Below are 21754 nucleotides of genomic sequence, written 5' to 3'. Positions count from 1 at the left end.
GGGAGGAGGGAGACCGGTCTTCGATCAAACCTGAGTTGGGAGGAGGAGGGAGGCTCAGGTTTGATATCTCTGTAATTCTTATTAGCGCTGAGCTGCCTTGCGAGCTACAAACGGAATTTCTGCAGGCAGGATGCCGAGATCGTTCAGTTCGCGGGTTGAGAGGCGGTTCAGTTCGTTTACTGTGCTGCGGTAACGGCGCCAGTTGTTGTAAGAGCGGATCAGGTTCATGTTTCTCACCTAGAAAATTTTATGTCGTTGTTTGTTGAGTTGTATATAGCCCTAATGATCCGAAATGAGCAGAGACAAATTTGCATAGCTGCGTTGCTTATTCGGATTGGGAAAACGCTCCGTCAGGCATTAAATTGTCATAATCATCATTTTAAGTGAAAAACTTGCCGCAAAAGCGCTCAGCGCAGCCCTGAAGCGGCCACAATCCCCCTGAAATTCGGATAAGACCTGCTTTTTCTTGAAAATACGCGCATAGCTATGCAGGGCTGGCGGGAAACATCTGTGTAAATGCGCTACTGAATGCCTGAATAGGCGACCATGCGGCCATCACTGTCGAGATCAATAAACGCTCTTTTCCCGCGTCTTCCTACAGCCATAAAGACGATCTTTGCCGGATGAACCTCCAGAAAGCGCAAAGCGTTTCCGTTTTGATCGTAATGTGTAATGTCGCTGCCACCTGTTTCCTGAAAACCTTGCTTTTGCATAAAGTCTTCATTTGCACATGCGACGGCAAAAATTTTAAGGCGCTTTGGTCGCTGGAATAAGCCGACTAAAATACCGGTTGCTGTCATTAGCAAAGTTACGCTAGCACCAAGAAAAATGGCGCCAGTCAAGGAATGTGTGTTTGCTTCAGTCGATGTAACGGAGATCAAATAGAATATAATAACTGACCATGCGGCAATGCTAATGGCAATCAGGAGAAGGTTGCCAATGAATGTCAGGAAAAGAGTTCCGAAAAAACCGCGATTATGACCTCTGACAAGACCTCGTCCGCCAATAAAGGGGCAGATAAAGGCGGCCGCTAATAAAAGAAGCAAGCCCGCACTGTTTTTGGTACCTTTATATAAGTCGCGGCCCGCAGCGAATCCGAAACCTGCAATAGCTGCGCCGCCAGATAACCTTCCTCGGTTTTCTCAATCAGTTCTGGCGGGAGTGTGTGCCCGTAATCTGTTGCTAAGGCGACAAGACTTTGCGCTTCCGCAATATCATCCTCATCCAGCGCAGTCTGAACTTCAAACGCGAATTGTTCCGTTGTCAGAGCGGACAGTCTGTAATGAGAAATTGCAAAAGGATCCCACCAGTTCAAAGCGAGTTTGAGCGCTGCAAACTGATTGGAATATGTGAAAGTGATTGCCGAGAAGAGCAAAATACCTGCACTGGCAAGCTGAGAAGATTTCTTATAGGTTTTAAGCAAAACTACCCCCGTGGTCATGCCTAAAGATTATGCAGTGCTACATAACTCACGGGAATAAAAATGACAGCAGTATTTATAGTTTTATTATTTCAGTAAATAATTTTAGAATAATTGAATATTAATATCCAAAAAATATTACACTCGTATATTATTTACTAATGATAATCTCTTTAAAATTCACCGCTCGATGCGGGTGGAGAGAATAATAGAAGACATGGTGCGTTCAACACCTTCCAGTGCGCCGATCTGATCGAGCACACTGTCGAGTTCGCCGATTGACGGTGCCTCAACAATAACAATCATATCAAAATTGCCGCTGATCGAATGAACAGATCGCACGGACATCATGGTTTTGAGACCGACTTCAACCTTTGGTGAAAATTTCGGCAGGGCTGTAACCAGCACATGCGCACGCACCAGATGGCTTTCATGTTCTGAAGACAGTTTAACAGTATAGCCGGTAATGATGCCGCGTTTTTCCAGCCGGTCGATACGGCTTTGAACTGTTGTACGGGAAACGCCGAGCCGTCTGGCAAGTGTTGCTGTCGAAGCGCGGGCATTCTCGCGTAAAAGAGCAATCAGGGCCATATCGGCTTTCGTCGTCATTTTGAACCTCGCTAGCGTCACTTCGTTCAAATATATAGCGTCATTCCGTCATTTTAGATACTTCTTTTTGACAAAAATTCTGCGACTCTATGCCATCATTTCCTGAGACTGAATCAAGTCCTCGGGAAATAATACAGTATTATTAAAGTGTTACATTTTCCTTGTTGCGCAGGCACAGGCAGTCGCACTCAGGCAATATAATAAAGGGTCAGTCATGAAAGACGTCGTCGTCGTTGGTGCCGGTAAGATCGGTGTAACAATTGCACAGCTTCTGGGTAACACCGGTGATTATAATGTAACGGTAACAGACCGTGCGGAAGAGCAGCTGAAAGCGCTTGCCGGCAAAAAGAACATCACAACTAAAGTTGTTGATATTGCTGATGAAGCCGCTCTGGCAGCCGTTCTGGCCGGTAAATTTGCTGTTCTCAGCGCTGCGCCTTACCAGATGACAATCCGTATTGCTGATGCAGCTGCAAAAGCAGGCGTTCACTATCTCGACCTGACCGAAGACGTTGCAAGCACACGCCATGTTAAAGAACTGGCGAAAACCGCTAAAACCGCTTTCATTCCACAGTGCGGTCTGGCTCCTGGCTTCATCTCGATCGTTGCTTACGATCTGGCCAAGAAATTCGACAAGCTGGAATCTATCGGCATGCGCGTCGGCGCTCTGCCACAGTTCCCGACCAACTCCATCACCTATAACCTGACATGGAGCACGGACGGCGTTATCAACGAATATATCGAGCCTTGTGAAGCCATCGTCAACGGCAAGCTGACACTGGTTCCTGCTATGGAAGAGCGCGAAGAATTCTCGCTCGAAGGCGTTCAGTACGAAGCTTTCAACACTTCCGGCGGTCTCGGCACTCTGGCTGAAACCCTTGAAGGCAAAGTCCGCACCCTGAACTACCGCACCATCCGTTACCCTGGCCATTGCGACATCTTCAAGACCCTGCTGAACGACCTCGGCCTGCGTCATCGCCGCGATGTATTCAAGGACATTCTTGAAACTGCAGTTCCGGGCACCCAGCAGGACGTTATCGTTATCTTCGTAACCGTAACCGGCTACAAAGACGGTCGTCTGACTCAGGAAACTTATGCGAATAAGGTTTACAACCAGACTCAGGATGGTCTGGAAATGACCGGTATTCAGGTTACCACTGCTTCCGCTATCTGCGCTGTTGTTGATATGCTTGCTGATGGCAGCATCCCTGCACAGGGCTTCATGAAGCAGGAAGATATTGCGCTGGATAAGTTCCTCGCAAACCGCTTCGGTAAAGTTTACGCTTAATAGCGGGATGAATACGTATCTACATGATGCGTATTCAGAATATCTTGATGAAATGAGAAACGGGGCAAGGGCTTTCCTTTGCCCCGTTTTTCTGTTTAGCTGCCCTCGGAGAATGATTTTCACGACATAATGAGGGAACTATGCGTAAATCAGTTTTATTTGCAGGTATGGTACTGGCTGCTATTGCGACATCGGCGGGCGCAAAAGAATGGAAAGAAATCCGTATTGCCACAGAAGGTGCTTATCCTCCGTTCAACTTTGTTGATGCTGACGGTTCGCTGAAGGGCTTTGACGTTGATATTGCCAATGCTCTTTGCGAGGAAATGAAAGCCAAATGCACCCTCGTTGCCAATGATTGGGACGGTATGATTCCGGGCTTGCAGGCGGGCAAATTTGATGCGGTTATCGCATCGATGAGCATTACCGAAGAGCGCAAGAAACAGATCGACTTCACCAATAAATATTACTCCACGCCTCTGGCGATTGCTGTGCCGAAAGACAGCCCGATTAAAGATGTGAAACCGGAAAGCTTCTCCGGCAAAACAATCGGTGCGCAGGGCGGCACAACACAGGCGATTTATGCGGAAGATGTGCTGGCTAAAGCCGGTGCTGAGGTCAAACTTTATGTGAGCGCCGACGAAGCCAATGCGGATCTGAAGACCGGTCGTCTGGATGCAATGATCTCCGACAAATTTCCTGTCGTTGACTGGCTGAAGACGGAAGCCGGAAGCTGCTGCCATATTCTTGAAGACGTGCCGGGCACACAGACAGAAACCGGTATTGCTTTGAAACAGGGCAATGATGATCTGAAAGCCCAGTTTAATGCGGCGATTGACGGTATCCGCAAGAACGGCACCTATGACAAGATCATGAAGAAGTATTTCGACTTCGATATTTATTGATCACAACGACTGTTAAAACCGTTTGATGAGCGCGCAACTTTGCGCGCTCATTGTCTTAATCCTGTATTTTTAGTCCTTCGTGGCAAACTGCCGGCCGGAATTTTTCTGCCTGTAGTCATGACCCGCATTATCCGGCCATAACATGCGTAAATTCGATACAATCATTCTGGGTGCAGGCATTATCGGTGTCAGCACTGCTCTTCACTTGCAGGCACGCGGCCATGCCGTTTGTCTGATCGATAAAAAAGATCCGGGTGAGGGGACGAGTTATGGCAATGCCGGTCTGATTGAGCGCTCCAGCGTTATTCCTTATTCATTTCCGCGCGGGCTCGCCAATCTGATTAAATATGGTCTGAATAACCGTACGGATGTGCGTTATGATCTGGCCTATATGCCTAAACTGGCACCATGGCTGTTTCAGTTCTGGCGTCATTCTTCCGCGGACGGATTGGCAAAAGCAACAAAAGCCATGCTGCCGCTTGTGGAAGCCAGTGTGACCGAACATGATTTCCTGATTGATCAGGCCGGTTGCCAGAATTTGGTGCAGGACAAAGGCTGGCTGGAAGCGTTTTGCAGTGAACAGGCTTTTGATGCTTTTGTGAAAAATCTGCCGTCGCTGGATCGCTTTGGTCTGAATTATAAAGTGCTCGACAACACCGGTTTTGCGGCAATGGAACCATCCATGCGCAATATTGCCGGTGCCGTTCATTGGCTCGACCCGAAAACGGTCAATGATCCTTCGGCTCTGGTCAAAGCCTATGCTTCTCTTTTCACACAACGCGGCGGCGTGTTCCTGCATGGCGATGCTTCGACCTTGCAGCAGCAAAGTGATGGCTGGTCGGTACGCGCAAGCGAACCTGTGACGGCACGTAATGTTGTTGCCGCGCTCGGACCTCAGTCCCATCTCATCTATGACAAGGCCGGAATGAAACTGCCAATGGCAGTCAAACGCGGCACACATCTGCATTTCTCGCTTGATGATGGTGCAGCTCTCAATCATCCCGTGGTTGAAGTAGAAGGTGGCTATGTGCTGGCACCGATGCGTCAGGGCATGCGTCTGACAACCGGCATTGAATTTGCAGCGCCGGATGCTCCGGCTAATCGTATCCTGCTCGACCGGGCAGAAAAACGTGCGCGTAAAGTATTGCCGTCATTGGGCAAACCGGTTGAAGCGCAGCCATGGCTGGGTCTGCGCCCTTGTATGCCAGATATGCGTCCGGTTATCGGTCAAGTGCCAAACAAGCCGGGATTGTGGATGAATTTTGGTCATGCCCATCATGGTTTGACGCTGGGGCCTGCATCCGGCCGGTTGCTGGCAGAGCTGATGACGGGAGAGAAACCATTCATTCCGGCAGAGCCATATTCTGTAAGTCGCTTCATGTAAGATGCAACTTCGTCAACTTCGACAATAATAGCAAGCTTGACAATCAGTCTGTGCAGTATCATCTTTAAGTTCAGGAGATGAAAATGGTACAGACAACGCAGAATACACCGAAGGCTGAGAAAGCACGGCAGTCCCCTGCAGCAAAGGCAAAGCCGCGCGGCAATACAAATGCGCGTGCCATTGCTAAACGTCAGCCTGTCCATAAAACTGCTGCTACGGCTGTTGCCAAAGAGGCCTACCAGCCGGATGCGCGCGCTCTGGCTTTGCTGCGTGGTGTTGAAATCGCCCAGCAGGATCTGCGCGAGGCAGGCGGCGCCTATACGCTGGAGCAAGTGCGCCTGTTATTGCAGGGTATTTCCCGTCAGGCCGTGGATAAACGCGTGCAGGATGGTTCATTGCTCGCAGTTCCGGGGCCTGGCAACCGCCGTGCCTATCCGACGATCCAGTTTCTTAATGACGGCAGTATTGTTGCCGGACTGAAAGCTGTGCGTCAGGCACTTGGCAGCGCTAATCCGTGGTTTTTGCTGAATTTTCTGAGCAGGCCGGATGAACGTCTCAACGGCAAAAAGCCGATTGAGCTGCTGCGTCGCGGTGAAACAGATGCGGTGCTGGAAGCAGCACGGCTCAATGGTCTGCAAGGCGCGTGAGCGGGCCGCAACCACCACACAATCTGGCTTCCCGACAGCCTGAGCTGATCACTCTGGCTGCGGGAAGCAAATTATATCGTTTTTATACAGCTGCTTTTGAACCCGTCTATTTCGACCCCTCCGATATGGGCAGGCTGAATGCACCGGATGCGTCCTATGGTGTGCTTTATACAGCCGCTGCACGGGAAGGCGCTTTTGCTGAAACATTCTTACGTGAACCCGGTCGCAGCCTGATTGATTTAATGCTTTTACAGAAGAAAGCGCATGTGGTGCTGGAGCTGACGTCTCCGTTAAAGCTGGCCAAACTTGCAGGGCGCGGACTGGCTATAATTGGTGCAACGGCTGAAGTGCTGCATAGCGGTCTGCCTTATGACACCGCACAACACTGGTCACAAGCATTGCATAATCATCCGGAAAATTTTGATGGCATTGCCTATTATGCCCGCCATGATGACGAGCAGCTTTGTTATGCGCTGTTCGATCATTGTGCTGAGCATATCAGTATTGCCGAACGACAGACTGATCTTGATGCAGACTGGTTCTGGCAAATTGCCAATCACTATAATCTGGGTATTGCCCCGTACTAAATAATTATAAGGGAACTGAAATCATGCCGGACAAAACTGCCAAAGTCCTGATTACGGATCATCTGGAGTTGCGTCTTGATGCGCAAGGTAAGCATCAATGGCATGAAATCCGCCATTATATTGAAGAAAAAGGCGGGGTCTTCCACGATCATGGTTTAAAAACAGGGCAGGAACTCGCAGCCGGTAAGCTGCATTTCTTCTATTGCCCTGATCTTAGCACTGAAGAAGAGCTGATAGCCGTTGCGGGGCAGGGGCAATATGATGCGGTGATTGCAGCCGCCACCCGTATCCCGCCGCAATGCCTGTTCGCCGAGGGTGGTGTGCGTATCGGTGCAGGCACCGGCAATATGCAATCGCAATCATGGGTTTCCGGCACAGCGCCTTTGATGAACACACCGGGTATCAATAGCCGTATCACCGCGCAAATGGTGCTGAAAGCGCTGTTACAGTTTCGTCCCGATCTCGATACGGAAACACTTTATGCGCAGGTGCTGGAAGGCAAATTTGATACCGGCCGCGATCTGGCGCGTTTTCCAAGCACTGGTCTTGAAGGACGTAAATTTGCCATTCTCGGCAGCGGCAATATTGGCATGGAAGTGGCAAAATTGGCCAAAGCCTTTGCTATGGATGTGGTGATCTATGCGCGGGAACATCATCGCTCATGGATTGAAAGCCAAGGTTATACTTACGCGGCGACACCGCAAGAGGCTGCGCAAAACGCCGATGTATTGAGCGTGCATCTGGGGCTTGGTGCGCTGAACAAGGAGACAGGGCGCTACAGCAATCAGGGGCTTGTCGGTCATGATGTTCTGTCGGTAATGGCACAAGGCGCGATGGTCATCAATTACGATCGCGGCGAGCTGGTGGATGTTGCAGCACTTGAACCGCTGATGCAGAGCGGTCATATCCGCAATGTTGCAGTGGATGCTGACCTGTTTGAAAAAGACGGTATTCAATCAGGGCCGCTGGCGCCTTATTTGCCATTAGCAAAAAAATATCAGCAACGCATGTTGTTGCTGCCTCATGCGGCGGCAGATACCGATCATCCGTCACGCCTAGTTGGGGCAAAACAGGCCGTTGACCAGATTTTTGCAGCGATTACGGAGCGCCGTATCATCAATGCAGTCGGCGCGATCCCTGCCGGTTACAGTGACGGTGGCAGTCAGTTGCCGCTGGGCATCGGTCGGCCACAGAGAAAATTCAAAAAAGGGCAGGAGCGGCAATTCCTCAAATCCTTGTTTGAAACAGCCGTGCAGGCGGCTGATCCGCTGCATTGTCTCAAACCCTATTTGCCGCAAGCACCAAAGGGCAAAACCATTGTGATCGGTGCCGGTAAGGGCGCCGCACAAATGGCGCAGGCTTTTGAGACTTTATGGATTGAGGCCGGTAACCCTGCGCCGGAGGGTGTGGTCGTTACCCGTTATGGCTACGGGGCGGAATGCCGGTTTATCAAAGTGCTGGAAGCTGCGCATCCGGTGCCGGATGCAGCGGGACTGGAAGCAACCAAGCAGCTGAAATCCGCTTTGCAAGATCTGAGCGCGGATGATCTGGTGGTGGCATTGATCTGCGGCGGCGGCTCGGCTCTGTTGCCTGCGCCACCGGAGGGGCTGACACTGGCCGACGAGCAGGCAGTCAATGCGGCGCTGCTCGCCAGTGGTGCGCCTATCAGTGTCATGAATGCTATCCGCAAACATGTTTCCACGATCAAAGGTGGCAGGCTTGCTGCCCTCGCAGGACCTGCCCGTATGGTCAGTCTGATTGTCTCGGACATTCCGGGTGATGATCCGGCGCTGATCGCCTCAGGGCCGACAATTGCCGATCGTGCAACGCGCCATGATGCACTGAAATATATTGAACACTACAAGATGCAGTTGCCGGAAAAGGTGATGGCGCATCTATACAATGCAGCAGCCGATGCTCCGCAGCCGGATAACGCGGTGTTTGCGCGGCACAGCCACCATATTATTGCCAGCGCAGCGCAATCACTAAAGGCGGCTGCAAAACTGGCTGAGGAGCAGGGCGTTGAGACGCTCATTCTATCTGATGCGATTGAAGGGGAAGCGAAAGACATTGCGCTGATGCATGGGGCAATGGTTCAATATCAGGCGCGCAGCCGCATATCCGGCCAGCCGCTTCTGCTGCTTTCCGGCGGTGAAACAACGGTAACGCTTGGCTCCGGTTCAAAGGCAGGCAAAGGCGGGCGCAACAGCGAATTTATGCTGGCGCTGGCGCTGAATATTGCAGGCAATGCTAATATTCACGCTTTAGCTGCGGATACGGACGGCATTGACGGTTCGGAGAATAATGCCGGTGCTTTTGTTGGCGGCAACACAATTCAACGCATGACGGAGCTTGGTCTTGATGCGAAACAGTTTCTCGCAGGCCATGACAGCTGGAGTGCATTCAATGCCAGTGGTGATCTGTTTGTGACCGGGCCGACCGGCACAAATGTCAATGATTTCCGTGCCATATTAATCAGCTAATTCTTCAAGCGGTGGACAGCCGCATTCTGCTCTGCCATAATGATGATGAGAGACAGGGGCGCCCGGATCATACCGGCTGAGAAGTACCCTTTGAACCTGAACCGGATAATGCCGGCGGAGGGAGTCAGATCAAAGGGTGGCTTCTCGCAAAAGCGACGATAACGACACCCCGCGTCAGACCCTCACCGTTGCGGAGGGCTGATATGAAAGATCTACCGGATTTCGGCGCGATGCTGGAAACCATGCGGCAGCGCAAACCCCTCATACAATGCATCACTAATTTCGTGGCGATGAATACGGCTGCCAATGTGGTTCTGGCTGCCGGTGCATCTCCGGCTATGCTGCATGCGCAGGAAGAAGCGGGGGAGTTTGCAAAATTATGCGGCGCAGTAACGATCAATATCGGCACACTTTCGCCGCTCTGGGTGCAGGGCATGATCGCTGCTATCACGGCTGCCAATGCGCATAATATTCCGTGGGTTTTTGACCCCGTTGCGCATTTTGCCTCAACCTTCCGCCGCGATGCTGCGCAAAAACTGCTGGCACTGAAACCAACAATTATTCGCGGCAATGCTTCAGAAATTCTGACATTGGCTGGCTTTTCCGCACGCGGACAGGGTGCAGACAGCGGCGATGATGCTGGCGCTGCGCATCATGCGGCTCAACAACTGGCGCGGGAGCATCAATGTACGGTCGCAGTCACCGGCGCTTATGACCTTGTCACCGATGGTCAGACAACTTTGCGTATTGATGGCGGCTCGCCACTGATGCCGCAGGTCACGGCTTTGGGCTGTGCATTGACCAGCCTGACCGGTGCATTTGCCGCCGCGCATAGAACCTCTGCTCTCGAGGCCTCTGCCGCAGCTCTGGCTATGTATGCTGTGGCCGGAGAGCAGGCGGCCTTGCGGGCAAAAGGCCCTGCCAGCTTCCAGATACATTTTATTGATGCGCTATATGCGCTCTCTCCCGCACAATTCCAGTCTCAGGCAAAGGTACAATTCTATGAAACAGTTTGATCTGTCGCTCTATCTCGTTCTCGACCGCGAGCTTTGCGGCAGTTTGGGTATGGTGGAAACCGCAATTGCAGCGGTGCGTGGCGGTGCCACAATGGTGCAGTTGCGCGATAAAGACGCCAGCCAGCAGGAGATGCTTGAAAGTGCCAAAGCATTGAAAGCGGCGCTCGAAGGCACTAATGCCAAGCTGATTATCAATGACAATATTGAGGTTGCCATTGCTGTTGGTGCCGACGGTCTGCATATCGGCCAGCATGACGGTTCACCGGAACAGGTGCGGGCAAAGATCGGGCCGGATATGATCCTTGGTCTGTCGGTACAGACCGCTGAAATGGCCACCAAAGCGGATAGTGCTGTGGTGGATTATCTCGGCATCGGCCCAGTTTTCCCGACCGCTACCAAAAAGAACTGCGCGCCTTCCATCGGTTTTGACGGGTTGAAACGGGTTTATTCGCACAATGGCCTGCCAGCCGTGGCAATCGGAGGCATTAAACTGCCGCATGTGGAGGATGTGCTGGCGACCGGTATTGATGGTCTGGCTGTGGTGTCTGCAATTTGCGGTCAGGAGAGCCCTGAGCAGGAAGCCCGTGCCTTCAATGCGGCGATTGCTCATTTCCGTGGAGCAAAGGGCTAAGTCATGAAAAATGTTCTTTCTCTCGCCGGCTCCGATCCGTCCGGCGGTGCCGGTATTCAGGCTGATCTGAAAACCTTTGCTGCGCGCGGTACTTACGGCATGGCGGCGCTGACAGCGCTGACAGCGCAAAACACACAAGGCGTTTCCGGTGTTTTCCCCGTACCGGCAGATTTTGTCGCCCAGCAGCTAACCATGATTTTTAGCGATGTGCGGGTCGATGCGGTTAAGATCGGCATGATCGTCAATGCGCAAATTTCTGACCGCGTGGCGCAAGTTTTGCAGGAGCAGCTTGTCAAACAACCGGATTTGCAGATTGTGCTCGATCCGGTGATGATTGCCAAAGGCGGTGCAGCATTGCTCGACCCGCAGGCGGTGGAAAGTCTGACACAGAAATTGCTGCCGCTGGCAACTTTGCTGACACCAAACCTGCCGGAAGCGGCGGCGTTGCTCGGACAACCGGTCGCTGAAAGCCGCGAGGATATGGAACGCCAAGGCCGTGCTTTGCTGGCTAAAGGTTGCAAAGCCGTGTTGATGAAGGGCGGGCATATGGCAGGTGAATTCTGCCCTGATCTTTTGCTGAGCAACACGCATACAGAATGGTTTGAGGCCGCGCGAATTGAAACGCCGGATACCCACGGCACCGGCTGCACGCTCTCCAGCGCTTTGGCGGCGGAACTGGCGAAAGGCAATACATTGCCGGATGCAGTGCGCGAGGCCAAAGCCTATCTGTTGCGGGCGATTGGTGCTGCGCATCAGCTTGAAGTTGGCATGAAAGATGGAAATGGCCGATCAGTCGGCCATGGTCCTGTGTTCCATTCGATCGACCAAATGAACTGACGAGTGAAGGTTTCCTGAGGGATCAGGAAGCCTTCACTTTACGGGCTATCAGCATGCCGATGACCATCGCCGGTACAAAGATCAATGTACCGGTTGCGGCTAAGCCCACCGTGGTAATCGCAGGTCCCGGACAAATACCGCCAAGCCCCCAGCCGATGCCGAACAGGATTGCCCCTGTCATCAGGGATTTGTCAGCTTTACGGTTTGCAGGCACATCAAAATCTACGGCGCAGAGCGGTTTCTGACGGGCAAAAACCACGCGATAGCCGATGAAAGTTGTGACTACCGCTGCACCCATCACCAGAGCCAGTGACGGATCCCAATTACCGGTAATATCCAGAAAATTCAGCACTTTCTCAGGATTGGCCAGACCGGAAATCACCAGCCCCAGCCCGAAGATCAGACCGATAACAAGATTAATCAGAAATGACATGATCGACCTACTTTAACTGACGAGATGGCGCATGATGAAGACGGTGATGAAACCGGCTGCCATAAACAATGTTGTCGCCAGCAGGGAGCGGGGCGAGAGACGGGAAATACCGCATACACCGTGGCCGGAGGTGCAACCGCTGCCCAAGACCGCGCCAAAACCAACCAGCAGACCGGCGCTCATCATCAAGACCGGATCGGATGCGACTGTGATTGCAGGCAGTGCACCGGTGAAGAGCAGATAGAGAAAAGGTGCGGCCAGTAATCCCAGCACAAATCCGGCGCGGGATAAAAAACGACTGTCGCTATAGGGCGGGAAAAGCCTGCTGACGATACCGCTGATACCGGCAATCCGGCCTTCAAACAACATCAGCAAGACCGCAGAAAGCCCGATCAGCAATCCGCCGCCAAGAGCAGACCATGGGGTAAAATTTTCCATGATGTTATGTCCTTATATCCGGTGCACAAAACAACTGGTGCATGGTGGCGATGAAGATTTTCACCCGCTCATCGGCCAGAGAATAGAACACGGCTTTGCCTTCCTTACGGGCGCTGATCAGTCCGGCAGCACGCAATTCTGCCAGCTGCTGCGACAGACCGGGCTGGCGGATGCCGAGCATATCTTCAAGCTGGCGCACAGACAGTTCACCCTCAACCAAAGCGCAGGTCACCTGCAAACGATCAGGATTGGACATTTTTTTCAGAAAGGCGGAAGCCTCGGTCACCCGTGCACGCAGCTCATTAGCGTCAGGTGCTGTGACTTCAGTTGGTATGATATCAGACATGTTCACTCCCACGGCGCGCCGTCAAAACGCCCGAGCGGGATTTTGATATAGCGCTGTCCGTTATCTTCCGGCTCCGGCAAACGTCCGCCGCGAATATTCACCTGCAAGGCATGGAGCATCAGTTTGGGGATCGGCAAAGTTGCATCCCGTGCCTGACGGGCGGCCACGAAACTCGCCTCATCACGGTAGCGGCTGAGATGAATATTATCCTGCAATTGTTCACCGATGCGGGATTCCCAACGGGCTTCGCGCCCGTTCGGCCGGTAATCATGACCGGTAAACAGACGCGTATCTTCCGGCAATTGCAGAATGGTCTGAATACTGTTCCACAATGCAGTGGCGTTGCCGCCGGGGAAATCGGCACGCGCTGTACCGCCATCGGGCATGAATAATGTATCATGGATGAAAGCGGCATCGCCGATTACATAGGTGACCGAGGCCAGAGTATGGCCGGGGGAATGGATCACATGGGCATCGAGATTACCGACTTTAAATGTCTCGCCGTTTTCAAACAGATGATCCCATTGCGAACCGTCACAGGCCAGATCCGGCCAGTTATAGATTTCGCACCAGATTTTCTGCACTTGTCTGACTTCAGCGCCGATAGCAGTCGGTGCGCCGGTGCGGGTGTGCAGGTAATGGGCGGCAGAAAGATGATCGGCATGGGGATGCGTGTCGAGAATCTGCACCAGCCGGTAGCTGCGGCGTGCAATATAGTCCAGCATCTCATCAGCATGATTGGTGGCAGTCTGGCCGGATTTTTCATCATATTCCAGCACGGGATCAATAATCACGCAGTCCAGTGTTTCAGGATCGGCAACAACATATTGAACCGAGCCGGTGCGCTGATCGTAAAATGCGGCAATGTCTGGTTTCTGCATTTTTTACCTGCTTTCATTATCTTTTTAATTAAATATGTTCGATTGCAAAAAAATGCAATCATTAAAATCTAAATATTTAAAGGTAATAAAAAAGCCGCCCTGAAATTCAGAGCGGCTTTTCTTAGTTCATCAATTAGAGCGCTTATGCTGCCTGAATTGCAGAAAGTTTCCACTCTTCAATGCGGCCATTGGCAGGACGGACAAATGTCCAGACTTCGGTGCTTTCCGAAATCTCCATGCTTTCGCCTTCAGCCAGTTCACCGGTATTGCGGTCTGCAAGATAGTCGATGCTTTCATAACGAATGGCAACGGTGGCGTAATCCTTGCCTTCTTCGCTCCAGCCTTCTGACACATCGCCCTGTAGCAATTTCACATCGCTGACATGGTTGCGCAGGCCGTTGGTAGCGTTTTCGCCAAGTTCTTCCGCCAGATAAGACATGGCTTCCGGTGTTGTCAGCTGACGCAGTGTGCCGTAATTTTCCTGACCATAGGCAGTCTGGACTTCGGTCAGCATTTTTTCAAAATGCTCCAGATCTTCCTGTGAAACAGTCAGAGGCTTTTCCTGCACGGCAGGCTGCATCATGCTTGCAGCTGCACCCGAACTTGTATTGGCGCCAAAACCGGCTGATGGTACAGAGGTTGAAGAACGTGCATGTGTGTTGTCATCGCGCTTGCCAAACTGCGCACCCAGATTCTGCATCGGGTTCGCACGGTTCGCGCCAGCATTACCGGCTCCGGCAGCAGCCGTTGCAGGCTTATTACGGTTGGCGAAAAAGCGCATGGCCAGCATGGCCAGACCTGCGAACAGGGCAACCTGCAGGATCAGGCCGAGGAAACCGGCCATACCGCCGAGGCCATTGCCCAGCAGCATACCGATCAGACCACCGACCAGCAAACCGCCCAGCATGGAACGGCCGAAATTATTGAAGAAACCAGGCTTTGCTGCATTGGCAGCCGCCGCACCCTGTGCAGGGCGGGTCTGCGCACCGGTATTCGGGGTCATGGAGCGTTCAATCGGCGCAGCAGTATTTGGTGCAGTCTGCGTTGGTGCAGGTGCCTGATAAGTTTTACTGCCGCGGCTGCCGAAGCTGCTGCCACCACCCGCACGTCTGGCATCGGCAATATCCATCGCCGAAAGCGATACAACGAGCGCCAGTCCCAATGCGACTGTGAACTGACTTAAACGTGAGGTGGCACGCAACATATGTGTCTCCTGAAAAAAGTGCTTTGGCTGCATATAGGAACGGGATTTTTCAATTGTAAGTGTTTGCCATAAGAAAATCCTATGATTTACAAGAATTTATTCAGTCAGGTGAACACAGGCAGCTATGCACTTTTAAAATGCGGCGCTGCATTGATTTTTGTAACCGGCCCGTCGCATAGTCAGCGCAAAGACTTTAACCTGACTTTTCAGGAGCTGATTTGACCTATCGCTTCATTCACGCGGCGGACATCCATCTGGATTCACCGCTGCGCTCACTGGCCTTGCGCAATCAGGAACTCGCGGTGCTGATCGGCAATGCGACCCGCCGTGCTTTTGAACGCATTATCGATCTGGCGTTGAGTGAACGCGTGAATGCACTGCTGATTGCCGGTGATCTTTATGACGGCGACCAGACTTCAATGAAAACCGCACGTTTTCTGGCAGAGCAGCTGCGCCGACTGGATCAGGCAGGTATTGATGTTTTTATCATTCGCGGCAATCACGATGCGCTGTCGAAAATTACCAAAGAGCTGACCCTGCCGGAACGCGTGCATATTTTTGACCGCAAAGCCTGCGCGATAACTGTTGCCGCGCCGGATCATGCTCAGCCGGTGATCATTCACGGGTTGAGTTTTGCTAAACCCCATGCACCGGACAGCCTGTTGCCTCATTACGGATTGCCGGTTAGCGGAGCGGTGAATATCGGGCTGATGCATACCAGCCTCAACGGTGCCGAAGGGCATGATCTTTATGCGCCGGTCAGTGTCAATGATCTGCAAGCCCATGGTTTTCATTATTGGGCGCTTGGTCATATTCATAAGAGGGCGGTCTATGCACCGACCAGCCATTATAACAGCACGGTAGTAATGGCGGGTAATCCGCAAGGGCGCGATATTAATGAGGCCGGTGCGAAATCCGTAACGCTTGTGACGGTGAATGATGATGGCACTGTGCAGACAGAAGAGCGGCTGACATCAATCGCGCAATTTGAACGGGTGAGCGTGGATGTCTCGGCTTGCGAGGATTGGCGTGCTGTGATTGCGACAGTGCATGAGGCGCTGGAAGCTAAGCGCGAAGCGACTGCAAGCGAACAGCTCGTCGCCCGTCTGCATCTGACCGGCACGACACCTCTGGCATGGCAGATGCGCCGTGACCATGATCTGTTGCTAGCTGAGGCCGAGGACAGGGCGGCGCAAATTGGTGATTGCTGGATTGAAAAGCTCGAGCTTGAATGCACCCCGCCGCGCAAAATACAGAAAAGCGAAGGTGTTCTGACCGTTGATCCGCTGCAGGAACTGGGCAGATTGATTGCCGATGAGCTGGCCGCCTCTAAACATTTCCAAAGCGGTCTTGCAGAGCAGATGGATGCTCTGGTGAGAAGATTGCCAGCTGAGATGCGCAATGTTTTCGGCGGCGATGAAGCACAGGCGCAGGCTCTGATTACTGATTTATTGCAAAAGGGCAGTGAGGATGTGCTGGCAGAATTGAGTGCGGCCTCACAGGCAGAGGAACAGGCATAATGCGGATTAATCGTCTGGATCTCACCCGCTATGGCCGCTTTACCGATCATGTGCTGGATTTTGGTTCGGCAGATCAGGGCAAACCTGATTTGCATATTATTTACGGGCCGAATGAAGCGGGAAAATCAACCACATTTTCGGCGCTGCTCGATCTGCTCTTCGGTATTGAGCATAAAAGCCGCTATGATTTTCTGCATTCTTATTCAGCGATGAAAATCGGCGCTTCCTTGCAATTGCAGGGCGCAACGCAGGAACTGGTGCGCACCAAAGCGCGTAATAACAGCCTGAGTGATCCGGTTGGCCGCGTTCTGCCGGAAACGCTGATTTCCGACGAATTAGGCGATATTGATCGTAATGCCTATCGCATGATGTTCTCGCTGGACGATGACACATTGGAAGAAGGCGGCGATGCGATCCTTGCCAGCAAGGGTAATCTTGGTGAATTGCTGTTTTCGGCCAGTGCCGGCCTTGCGGGCATCAGCCAGAATCTCAATTTGCTGCGCAGCCGCGCAGATCAGTTCTATCGTTCTGGTGCGCGTACAGGCGGGTTGGTTGATCTCAATGCGCAATTGAAAGAGCTTGAAACTGCGAAAGCCGAGCTGGATGCGAAAAGCTCGGCACAAAGCTATGGTAAATTGAGTGACAGTTTCCGGCTGGCCGAAGCGGAGTATCTGCAGGCTCTGACTGCGCATGGGCAGATAAGAGGCCGCATTGCAGAGATTGAGGCTATGCTCAATGCGCTGCCGCATTATCACCGGTTGCATCGCTTGCGTGAAGAACTGGCCGCTTTTGCAGATATTCCGGCGGTGCCTGCCGGTTTTGCTGATGAGCAGCCACGATTGATGATCGATGATGCGGAATTGCGCGTTCGAGTTGAAAATCAGTCGGCAGAGATAGCGCGGCTTGAACGGGAAATTGCTGAAATTCATCCTGATGAAAATGCGCTGAATCTCGCCACTTCTGCCGGACATTTACAGGATCTGCAGGCACGGTTTGTAACTGCAGAAAAGGATCTGCCGGAGCGGGAAGCTGCGTTACGTGCTGAGCAGCATAAAATTGAGGCGTTGCTGATCCGTCTGGGACGGGATATCAAAACTGATCCGCGCACATTGCTTATCAATATTCAGACAGAAACGGCATTGCGCAGCCTTATTGAGCAGCGCTCCGGTATTACGGCAGCCTTGCAAATGACCGGCAAGGAATTGGCTGCTGCGGAAGAGCGGCTGAAACTTGCGCAGGATAAGTTGAAGCAAAGCGGCATCACGCAGGCACATTGCGATCCTGCATCAATGCGCTGCCTGCATGATCTGCTGAACCGTTTGCGCAGTGAGGATTTGAGCAATTCTTTGCGACTGGCCGATCAGGCTGCACGGGAAGAAGAAGCGCAACTGCATGAAATCTGGCAGGCACTGCCTTATCGTCAGGATGATTTTGAGACTGATCTGAAACTACTTGCCGCCTTGGCAGAGCCGGATGTGGCGGAAGTGGAAGCAGCAGGGCGGGATATGCAGGTGCTGCAAAACCGCTGGCAACAGACACAGGATAATCAGGCCAAAAACACCGATGAAATGGTGCAATTGCGCGCGCAATTGCAGGCTGTGCAGCAAAATAGTTTGGTTATCACGCAGGAACAGGCTGCGGAACTGCGCCAAAATCGCAATGCCGCATGGCAGCAGCATCGTAAAAGCCTGAGCACTGAAAGTGCAGATGCGTTTGAGCAATATCTGACGCAAGACGATCAGGCCGTGCATAACAGGCTGACACAAGCCGCAGAATTTGCTCGCGCCATGCAATTGCGGGAACGGCTTGCTGTGCTTGAGGCACAGAACCTCCATCTTCAAAATTCCGGCACGGCGGCACAGACGGAATTGCAGACTGTGGAAGCACGTCTCGCTATATGGCAGCAGCAGCTTGTACCGGTCTACAAAGAGAAACTGTCTGCAGGCAGTTTATTGCGCTGGATGGAAAAGCGCGAAGCTTTACTACAGAAACGTCAGCTTTGGCTGCGCGCCTGCCGATCACGTGATGAAAAACTGACACAGATCAGGCAGGCGGAAACTGATCTGACCACTGCATTACAACAGGTCGGCGTAGCTGTTGCGGAAACTGGCTTAAGCGCACTCCAGACACAGGCCGTTACGCTGCATGAGAGTTTTCAGCTTTATGCCGGTTTGCAGGCCGAACTGGCAGAGCGGGAGCAGGAATTACGCCTTCGCCGTAAAAATGCTGATGAGGTTCAGGCGCAGGATGCGCAGTGGCAGAAAGACTGGGCAAGCACTTGTCAGGCCACATGGCTGGGGCAGGCGGATGCTGTTCCGGCGCTGGATGAGGTGCGTGAAATTCTGAACCTGATGGCAGAACTGGCTCCGGCACTTGAGCGCAGTCATGATCTGGCGCAACGTATCCATGCGATGCACGACGATCAGGCAGCCTATCGCCGTGAGACGGAAGCTTTGGCGAAGCGTCTCGGTCTGCCAGTGCAGACATCGGCGGGTGAGGGGATACCGGTCGCCGAGCTTGCTCTGCATAGCGCACAGCGCATTCGTAAAGCAGAAGAAGAACACAAAAAACTGCAAGAGCTGCAAGGTCGTTTGGCGGAAGCGGAACAGCACAGGTTGCAACTGAACCAGAAAGCCAGTGAGTTGAATGCCAGAAAGCAGGCTATGCTCACGCAATTGCAGGCGGATACGCTGGAAGATGCCGGTTTTAAAATTCAGGCCGGTGCTAAAAAAGCGCAATTGGAACAAATGCTGACGGATGAAGAGCAAACGATTATCCATTTGCTGAAACTGGCAAATCCGACAGAAGCTGAAGACTTGCTGGCGCAAGCCGATAGTGCTGAGCTCAAAGAGCAATTGCTGGGTCTGCGTGAACAGGATGAGGCACAGGACAGGCATAAACAGGAACAATATCGCCTGAAAATGCAGGCTGAGCAGCTTTTGCGTGAGGCACAGGCCGGTGATGACAGTGCTGCAAAGCTGGATGAACAGCGCCGTACCTTATTGCTGGAGATTGAAGAGAAATCGAAACAATATTTGCGTCTGCGTTTTGGTATCAGCGCGGCGGAGCAGGCTTTGCGCCTTTATCGCGATCAGCATCGCTCATCCATGATGGCGCAGGCATCAGAGGCCTTTGCCGCGATCAGTCAGGGCAGTTATCGCCAGCTGACAACGCAGACCGACAAGGATAGTGAAATTCTGATTGCTGTGGCTGCTGATGGCAGTTCAAAAACGGCGGATCAATTGTCTAAGGGCACGCGGTTTCAGCTTTATCTGGCTTTGCGTATCGCCGGTTATTATGAATTTGTGTCGCGCCGTCCGATGCCGTTTATCGCTGATGATATTATGGAAACATTTGACGATGACCGTGCGCGGGAAACTTTCCGGCTTTTCACACAAATGGCCGGTCAGGGGCAGGTGATCTATCTGACTCATCATCAACATTTATGTGACATTGCGCAGGATGTGTATCCGGATGTGCGTCTGCATCAGCTCTGATACAAAATGAAGATATAAAAAAGCCTGCATCCGGAGATGCAGGCTTTTTGTTTGATATGTATTTTATTTGTTGGCTTCGACTTTAACGCCAAGCACTGACCAGAGTTTCTTTGGTTCGGCCATACCAACCGCTGTCAGAATACCGAAGGTCACCGGATTTTCCGGCTGAATTTTAAAGCTGATTGATTTCGGTGCATCCAGATATTCGCCCACGGCCTTAGCGGCCTCAACAACAAGCGGCTCATTTTCAAAATAAGCAACGCCGATCTGCAGCTGGTCTTTCATTTCCTGCACGAGAGCTTCACGGGTAATACCGCGTTCTTTTGCCTGATAGTCCAGCACTTTGCCGAAGAAATTTGCATCATCGTAACGCAATTCCATATTGCTGATGGACAGGTTCTGCAACATGCCCACGGCTGCAATCTGCATGGAAGTGTTGTCACCGCCGTCTTCCATCACACTGGTCAGCAGATCCTGCACAGCTTTGATGAATTTCAGATTATAACCGCCCATTGCGAGCTTATAATTATAGGTACCGATATTCTGACCGCTAATGGTCATCTGATCGACAGTATATTCGCCGCTATAAGGTGACCAGGTGCCTTTGCCATCCATGGTCAGGTGAATTTTTTCCAGTCCAAGCGCACGGATTGCGTCCATGTCGAGGTCACTGGTATCTTCTGCCAGTTCTTCCGCGTCGCCGCTGTCTTCAATCGTCTCGTCAGTATTGTCTGTGGCAATATCTGTATTCGCATCGGCTGCAACCGCAGCATCAGCCTTGTCAGCAAGGGCGGCATCATCGGTTGCCGATGCAGCACTTTCGGTGGTCGCTTCCGCGGCATCTGCTGCTTCCTGCGCAGCTTCTTCTGCCGCCTTCGTGGCTTCTTCTACAGATTTCTGAAACTCAGCGGCTTCTTTTTTCTTCTTTTCCTGATCGATGCGGTTCGCTTCTTCAAGATCAACCTTCAGCGCCTCAATGCCCCAGCTATAATTGCTGGCTTTTTCTTTGCTGAAAGGTTCCTGCGCGAAATGTACGCCGTTCAGTTCAAAAACCGGCTTGCCTTCGACCGTGACACTGATGGCACCGAGATGAAAGCTCTCGGCATATTGCATACGGCCGAGCAGATCGACTTTCGGGTCTTTGGTCAATTTGACATTGTTGAAGCGGATATCAGAGGTGGTGAAAACGCTGTTGTCTTCAACGATTTTGACATCATCAAATGCGGCTTTTTCAATGAGATAAACATCACCCTCGCCCTCGGTAATATTGCTCAGCGTAATCTTGCCGAGATTGACAGGGGCGTTGTCTTTCTCGTCCTTTTCCACTTCTTCTGTTTCGTCAGTCGAAGTTTTTGGCATAGCAATCTGTGCTTTTGCATCATGCAGAATGACATTTTTGCCATCGGTTTCTGCTTTGGAGAATGTCAGTTCCACCATCTGTTCTTTGAGCAGAGCCTGCAGACGCTTTGCAACATCATCACCTGTCCATGCCAGTGCAGTGCCAGCCCAAAGCGGCGCGATCACAGCAGTCAGAACGAAAGTTTTGGCAAAAGCAGAGCGGGACATATTCAATGGCATGAGAAACCTCAGTAAAAAGAACGGACAATATTAATTTTGACCGCAGGATGATT

Annotated in this window: 21 protein-coding genes, 1 pseudogene and 1 riboswitch; of the genes and pseudogenes, 12 read left to right on the top strand and 10 right to left on the bottom strand. The window is 52.0% G+C overall.

Annotated features, from left to right (window positions below):
- Nucleotides 1-81: 81 nt before the first annotated feature.
- The 4 genes from BKD14_RS13905 to BKD14_RS13890 form a co-directional block, all read right to left on the bottom strand.
- Nucleotides 82-228 carry a DUF1127 domain-containing protein gene (locus BKD14_RS13905; protein ID WP_075656864.1) on the bottom strand — a complete coding sequence of 49 codons (147 nt, stop codon included), beginning with the start codon at nt 226-228 and terminating at the stop codon, nt 82-84.
- Between the two features lie 293 nt (nt 229-521).
- Nucleotides 522-1046 carry a hypothetical protein gene (locus BKD14_RS13900; protein WP_075656863.1) on the bottom strand — a complete coding sequence of 175 codons (525 nt, stop codon included), beginning with the start codon at nt 1044-1046 and terminating at the stop codon, nt 522-524.
- On the bottom strand, nt 1031-1423 hold the full coding sequence (locus BKD14_RS13895; protein WP_075656862.1) for a hypothetical protein: 393 nt from the start codon (nt 1421-1423) through the stop codon (nt 1031-1033). Before BKD14_RS13895 ends, BKD14_RS13900 begins: the two co-directional genes overlap by 16 nt.
- A 177-nt stretch (nt 1424-1600) precedes the next feature.
- Nucleotides 1601-2029, bottom strand: coding sequence for an Lrp/AsnC family transcriptional regulator (locus tag BKD14_RS13890; RefSeq protein WP_022711566.1), 429 nt, complete (start codon nt 2027-2029; stop codon nt 1601-1603).
- Nucleotides 2030-2243: 214 nt separating this feature from the next.
- On the opposite strand from BKD14_RS13890, the gene BKD14_RS13885 reads away from it, so the two are divergent.
- From BKD14_RS13885 to thiD, 10 genes and pseudogenes are all read left to right on the top strand, one after another.
- The gene (locus BKD14_RS13885; protein ID WP_022711567.1) at nt 2244-3317 is read left to right on the top strand and encodes a saccharopine dehydrogenase family protein; all 1074 of its coding nucleotides are present in this window, start codon (nt 2244-2246) and stop codon (nt 3315-3317) included.
- A gap of 140 nt (nt 3318-3457) precedes the next feature.
- Nucleotides 3458-4219 carry an ABC transporter substrate-binding protein gene (locus BKD14_RS13880; protein ID WP_022711568.1) on the top strand — a complete coding sequence of 254 codons (762 nt, stop codon included), beginning with the start codon at nt 3458-3460 and terminating at the stop codon, nt 4217-4219.
- Nucleotides 4220-4361: 142 nt separating this feature from the next.
- On the top strand, nt 4362-5603 hold the full coding sequence (locus tag BKD14_RS13875) for an FAD-dependent oxidoreductase (protein ID WP_075656861.1): 1242 nt from the start codon (nt 4362-4364) through the stop codon (nt 5601-5603).
- An 83-nt stretch (nt 5604-5686) separates the two neighbouring features.
- Nucleotides 5687-6250: a hypothetical protein gene (locus tag BKD14_RS13870; RefSeq protein ID WP_022711570.1), complete on the top strand. Its 564-nt coding sequence runs from the start codon at nt 5687-5689 to the stop codon at nt 6248-6250.
- Complete coding sequence (locus tag BKD14_RS13865; protein WP_075656860.1) at nt 6247-6837, top strand: RES family NAD+ phosphorylase; 591 nt, start codon at nt 6247-6249, stop codon at nt 6835-6837. Before BKD14_RS13870 ends, BKD14_RS13865 begins: the two co-directional genes overlap by 4 nt.
- Nucleotides 6838-6860: 23 nt before the next feature.
- Nucleotides 6861-7856 (top strand): annotated as a pseudogene (locus BKD14_RS19685) (NAD(P)-dependent oxidoreductase); the annotation flags it as partial.
- A gap of 159 nt (nt 7857-8015) precedes the next feature.
- The gene (locus BKD14_RS19570) at nt 8016-9320 is read left to right on the top strand and encodes a glycerate kinase (RefSeq protein WP_075656951.1); all 1305 of its coding nucleotides are present in this window, start codon (nt 8016-8018) and stop codon (nt 9318-9320) included.
- A 44-nt stretch (nt 9321-9364) separates the two neighbouring features.
- Nucleotides 9365-9460: riboswitch (TPP riboswitch) on the top strand.
- Nucleotides 9461-9523: 63 nt separating this feature from the next.
- Entirely contained in the window at nt 9524-10336 is an 813-nt protein-coding gene (gene thiM / locus BKD14_RS13850) for a hydroxyethylthiazole kinase (RefSeq protein WP_075656859.1), read from the top strand.
- The gene (gene thiE, locus BKD14_RS13845; RefSeq protein ID WP_075656858.1) at nt 10323-10967 is read left to right on the top strand and encodes a thiamine phosphate synthase; all 645 of its coding nucleotides are present in this window, start codon (nt 10323-10325) and stop codon (nt 10965-10967) included. The genes thiM and thiE overlap by 14 nt, the downstream gene beginning before the upstream one ends.
- A gap of 3 nt (nt 10968-10970) precedes the next feature.
- Nucleotides 10971-11804, top strand: coding sequence for a bifunctional hydroxymethylpyrimidine kinase/phosphomethylpyrimidine kinase (gene thiD, locus BKD14_RS13840; RefSeq protein ID WP_075656857.1), 834 nt, complete (start codon nt 10971-10973; stop codon nt 11802-11804).
- Between the two features lie 22 nt (nt 11805-11826).
- On the opposite strand, the gene BKD14_RS13835 is transcribed toward thiD, so the two are convergent.
- The 5 genes from BKD14_RS13835 to BKD14_RS13815 form a co-directional block, all read right to left on the bottom strand.
- Nucleotides 11827-12237, bottom strand: coding sequence for a DUF6691 family protein (locus tag BKD14_RS13835; RefSeq protein ID WP_075656856.1), 411 nt, complete (start codon nt 12235-12237; stop codon nt 11827-11829).
- Between the two features lie 12 nt (nt 12238-12249).
- The gene (locus tag BKD14_RS13830) at nt 12250-12675 is read right to left on the bottom strand and encodes a YeeE/YedE family protein (protein WP_075656855.1); all 426 of its coding nucleotides are present in this window, start codon (nt 12673-12675) and stop codon (nt 12250-12252) included.
- 4 nt (nt 12676-12679) lie between these two features.
- Complete coding sequence (locus BKD14_RS13825; protein ID WP_075656854.1) at nt 12680-13021, bottom strand: metalloregulator ArsR/SmtB family transcription factor; 342 nt, start codon at nt 13019-13021, stop codon at nt 12680-12682.
- A gap of 2 nt (nt 13022-13023) precedes the next feature.
- Entirely contained in the window at nt 13024-13902 is an 879-nt protein-coding gene (locus tag BKD14_RS13820; RefSeq protein ID WP_075656853.1) for an MBL fold metallo-hydrolase, read from the bottom strand.
- A gap of 142 nt (nt 13903-14044) precedes the next feature.
- Entirely contained in the window at nt 14045-15106 is a 1062-nt protein-coding gene (locus BKD14_RS13815) for a Tim44 domain-containing protein (RefSeq protein WP_022711579.1), read from the bottom strand.
- Nucleotides 15107-15324: 218 nt separating this feature from the next.
- Here BKD14_RS13815 and BKD14_RS13810 point away from each other — a divergent pair, with 218 nt between their 5' ends.
- Nucleotides 15325-16626, top strand: coding sequence for a DNA repair exonuclease (locus BKD14_RS13810; RefSeq protein WP_075656852.1), 1302 nt, complete (start codon nt 15325-15327; stop codon nt 16624-16626).
- Nucleotides 16626-20123, top strand: coding sequence for an AAA family ATPase (locus BKD14_RS13805; RefSeq protein ID WP_075656851.1), 3498 nt, complete (start codon nt 16626-16628; stop codon nt 20121-20123). Before BKD14_RS13810 ends, BKD14_RS13805 begins: the two co-directional genes overlap by 1 nt.
- A gap of 63 nt (nt 20124-20186) precedes the next feature.
- Here BKD14_RS13805 and BKD14_RS13800 read toward each other — a convergent pair whose 3' ends face one another.
- A complete protein-coding gene (locus tag BKD14_RS13800) occupies nt 20187-21701 on the bottom strand; it encodes a hypothetical protein (RefSeq protein ID WP_075656850.1) in 1515 nt (504 codons plus the stop codon).
- Between the last annotated feature and the right edge of the window lie 53 nt (nt 21702-21754).

This window comes from Pseudochrobactrum sp. B5, assembly GCF_001939785.1.
GTDB classification, from domain to species: Bacteria; Pseudomonadota; Alphaproteobacteria; order Rhizobiales; family Rhizobiaceae; genus Pseudochrobactrum; species Pseudochrobactrum saccharolyticum.
The sequence above is the reverse complement of the archived record's forward strand: the minus strand, read 5'-3'. Positions and strand labels throughout refer to the sequence as shown.

Bases quoted from the DNA above. Each gene is read 5' to 3' on its own strand.
- BKD14_RS13905 (WP_075656864.1), bottom strand. From the start codon at position 228: ATGAACCTGATCCGCTCTTACAACAACTGGCGCCGTTACCGCAGCACA.
- BKD14_RS13890 (WP_022711566.1), bottom strand. From the start codon at position 2,029: ATGACGACGAAAGCCGATATGGCCCTGATTGCTCTTTTACGCGAGAAT.
- BKD14_RS13885 (WP_022711567.1), top strand. From the start codon at position 2,244: ATGAAAGACGTCGTCGTCGTTGGTGCCGGTAAGATCGGTGTAACAATT.
- BKD14_RS13880 (WP_022711568.1), top strand. From the start codon at position 3,458: ATGCGTAAATCAGTTTTATTTGCAGGTATGGTACTGGCTGCTATTGCG.
- BKD14_RS13875 (WP_075656861.1), top strand. From the start codon at position 4,362: ATGCGTAAATTCGATACAATCATTCTGGGTGCAGGCATTATCGGTGTC.
- BKD14_RS13870 (WP_022711570.1), top strand. From the start codon at position 5,687: ATGGTACAGACAACGCAGAATACACCGAAGGCTGAGAAAGCACGGCAG.
- thiM (WP_075656859.1), top strand. From the start codon at position 9,524: ATGAAAGATCTACCGGATTTCGGCGCGATGCTGGAAACCATGCGGCAG.
- thiE (WP_075656858.1), top strand. From the start codon at position 10,323: ATGAAACAGTTTGATCTGTCGCTCTATCTCGTTCTCGACCGCGAGCTT.
- thiD (WP_075656857.1), top strand. From the start codon at position 10,971: ATGAAAAATGTTCTTTCTCTCGCCGGCTCCGATCCGTCCGGCGGTGCC.
- BKD14_RS13835 (WP_075656856.1), bottom strand. From the start codon at position 12,237: ATGTCATTTCTGATTAATCTTGTTATCGGTCTGATCTTCGGGCTGGGG.
- BKD14_RS13830 (WP_075656855.1), bottom strand. From the start codon at position 12,675: ATGGAAAATTTTACCCCATGGTCTGCTCTTGGCGGCGGATTGCTGATC.
- BKD14_RS13825 (WP_075656854.1), bottom strand. From the start codon at position 13,021: ATGTCTGATATCATACCAACTGAAGTCACAGCACCTGACGCTAATGAG.
- BKD14_RS13820 (WP_075656853.1), bottom strand. From the start codon at position 13,902: ATGCAGAAACCAGACATTGCCGCATTTTACGATCAGCGCACCGGCTCG.
- BKD14_RS13815 (WP_022711579.1), bottom strand. From the start codon at position 15,106: ATGTTGCGTGCCACCTCACGTTTAAGTCAGTTCACAGTCGCATTGGGA.
- BKD14_RS13805 (WP_075656851.1), top strand. From the start codon at position 16,626: ATGCGGATTAATCGTCTGGATCTCACCCGCTATGGCCGCTTTACCGAT.
- BKD14_RS13800 (WP_075656850.1), bottom strand. From the start codon at position 21,701: ATGCCATTGAATATGTCCCGCTCTGCTTTTGCCAAAACTTTCGTTCTG.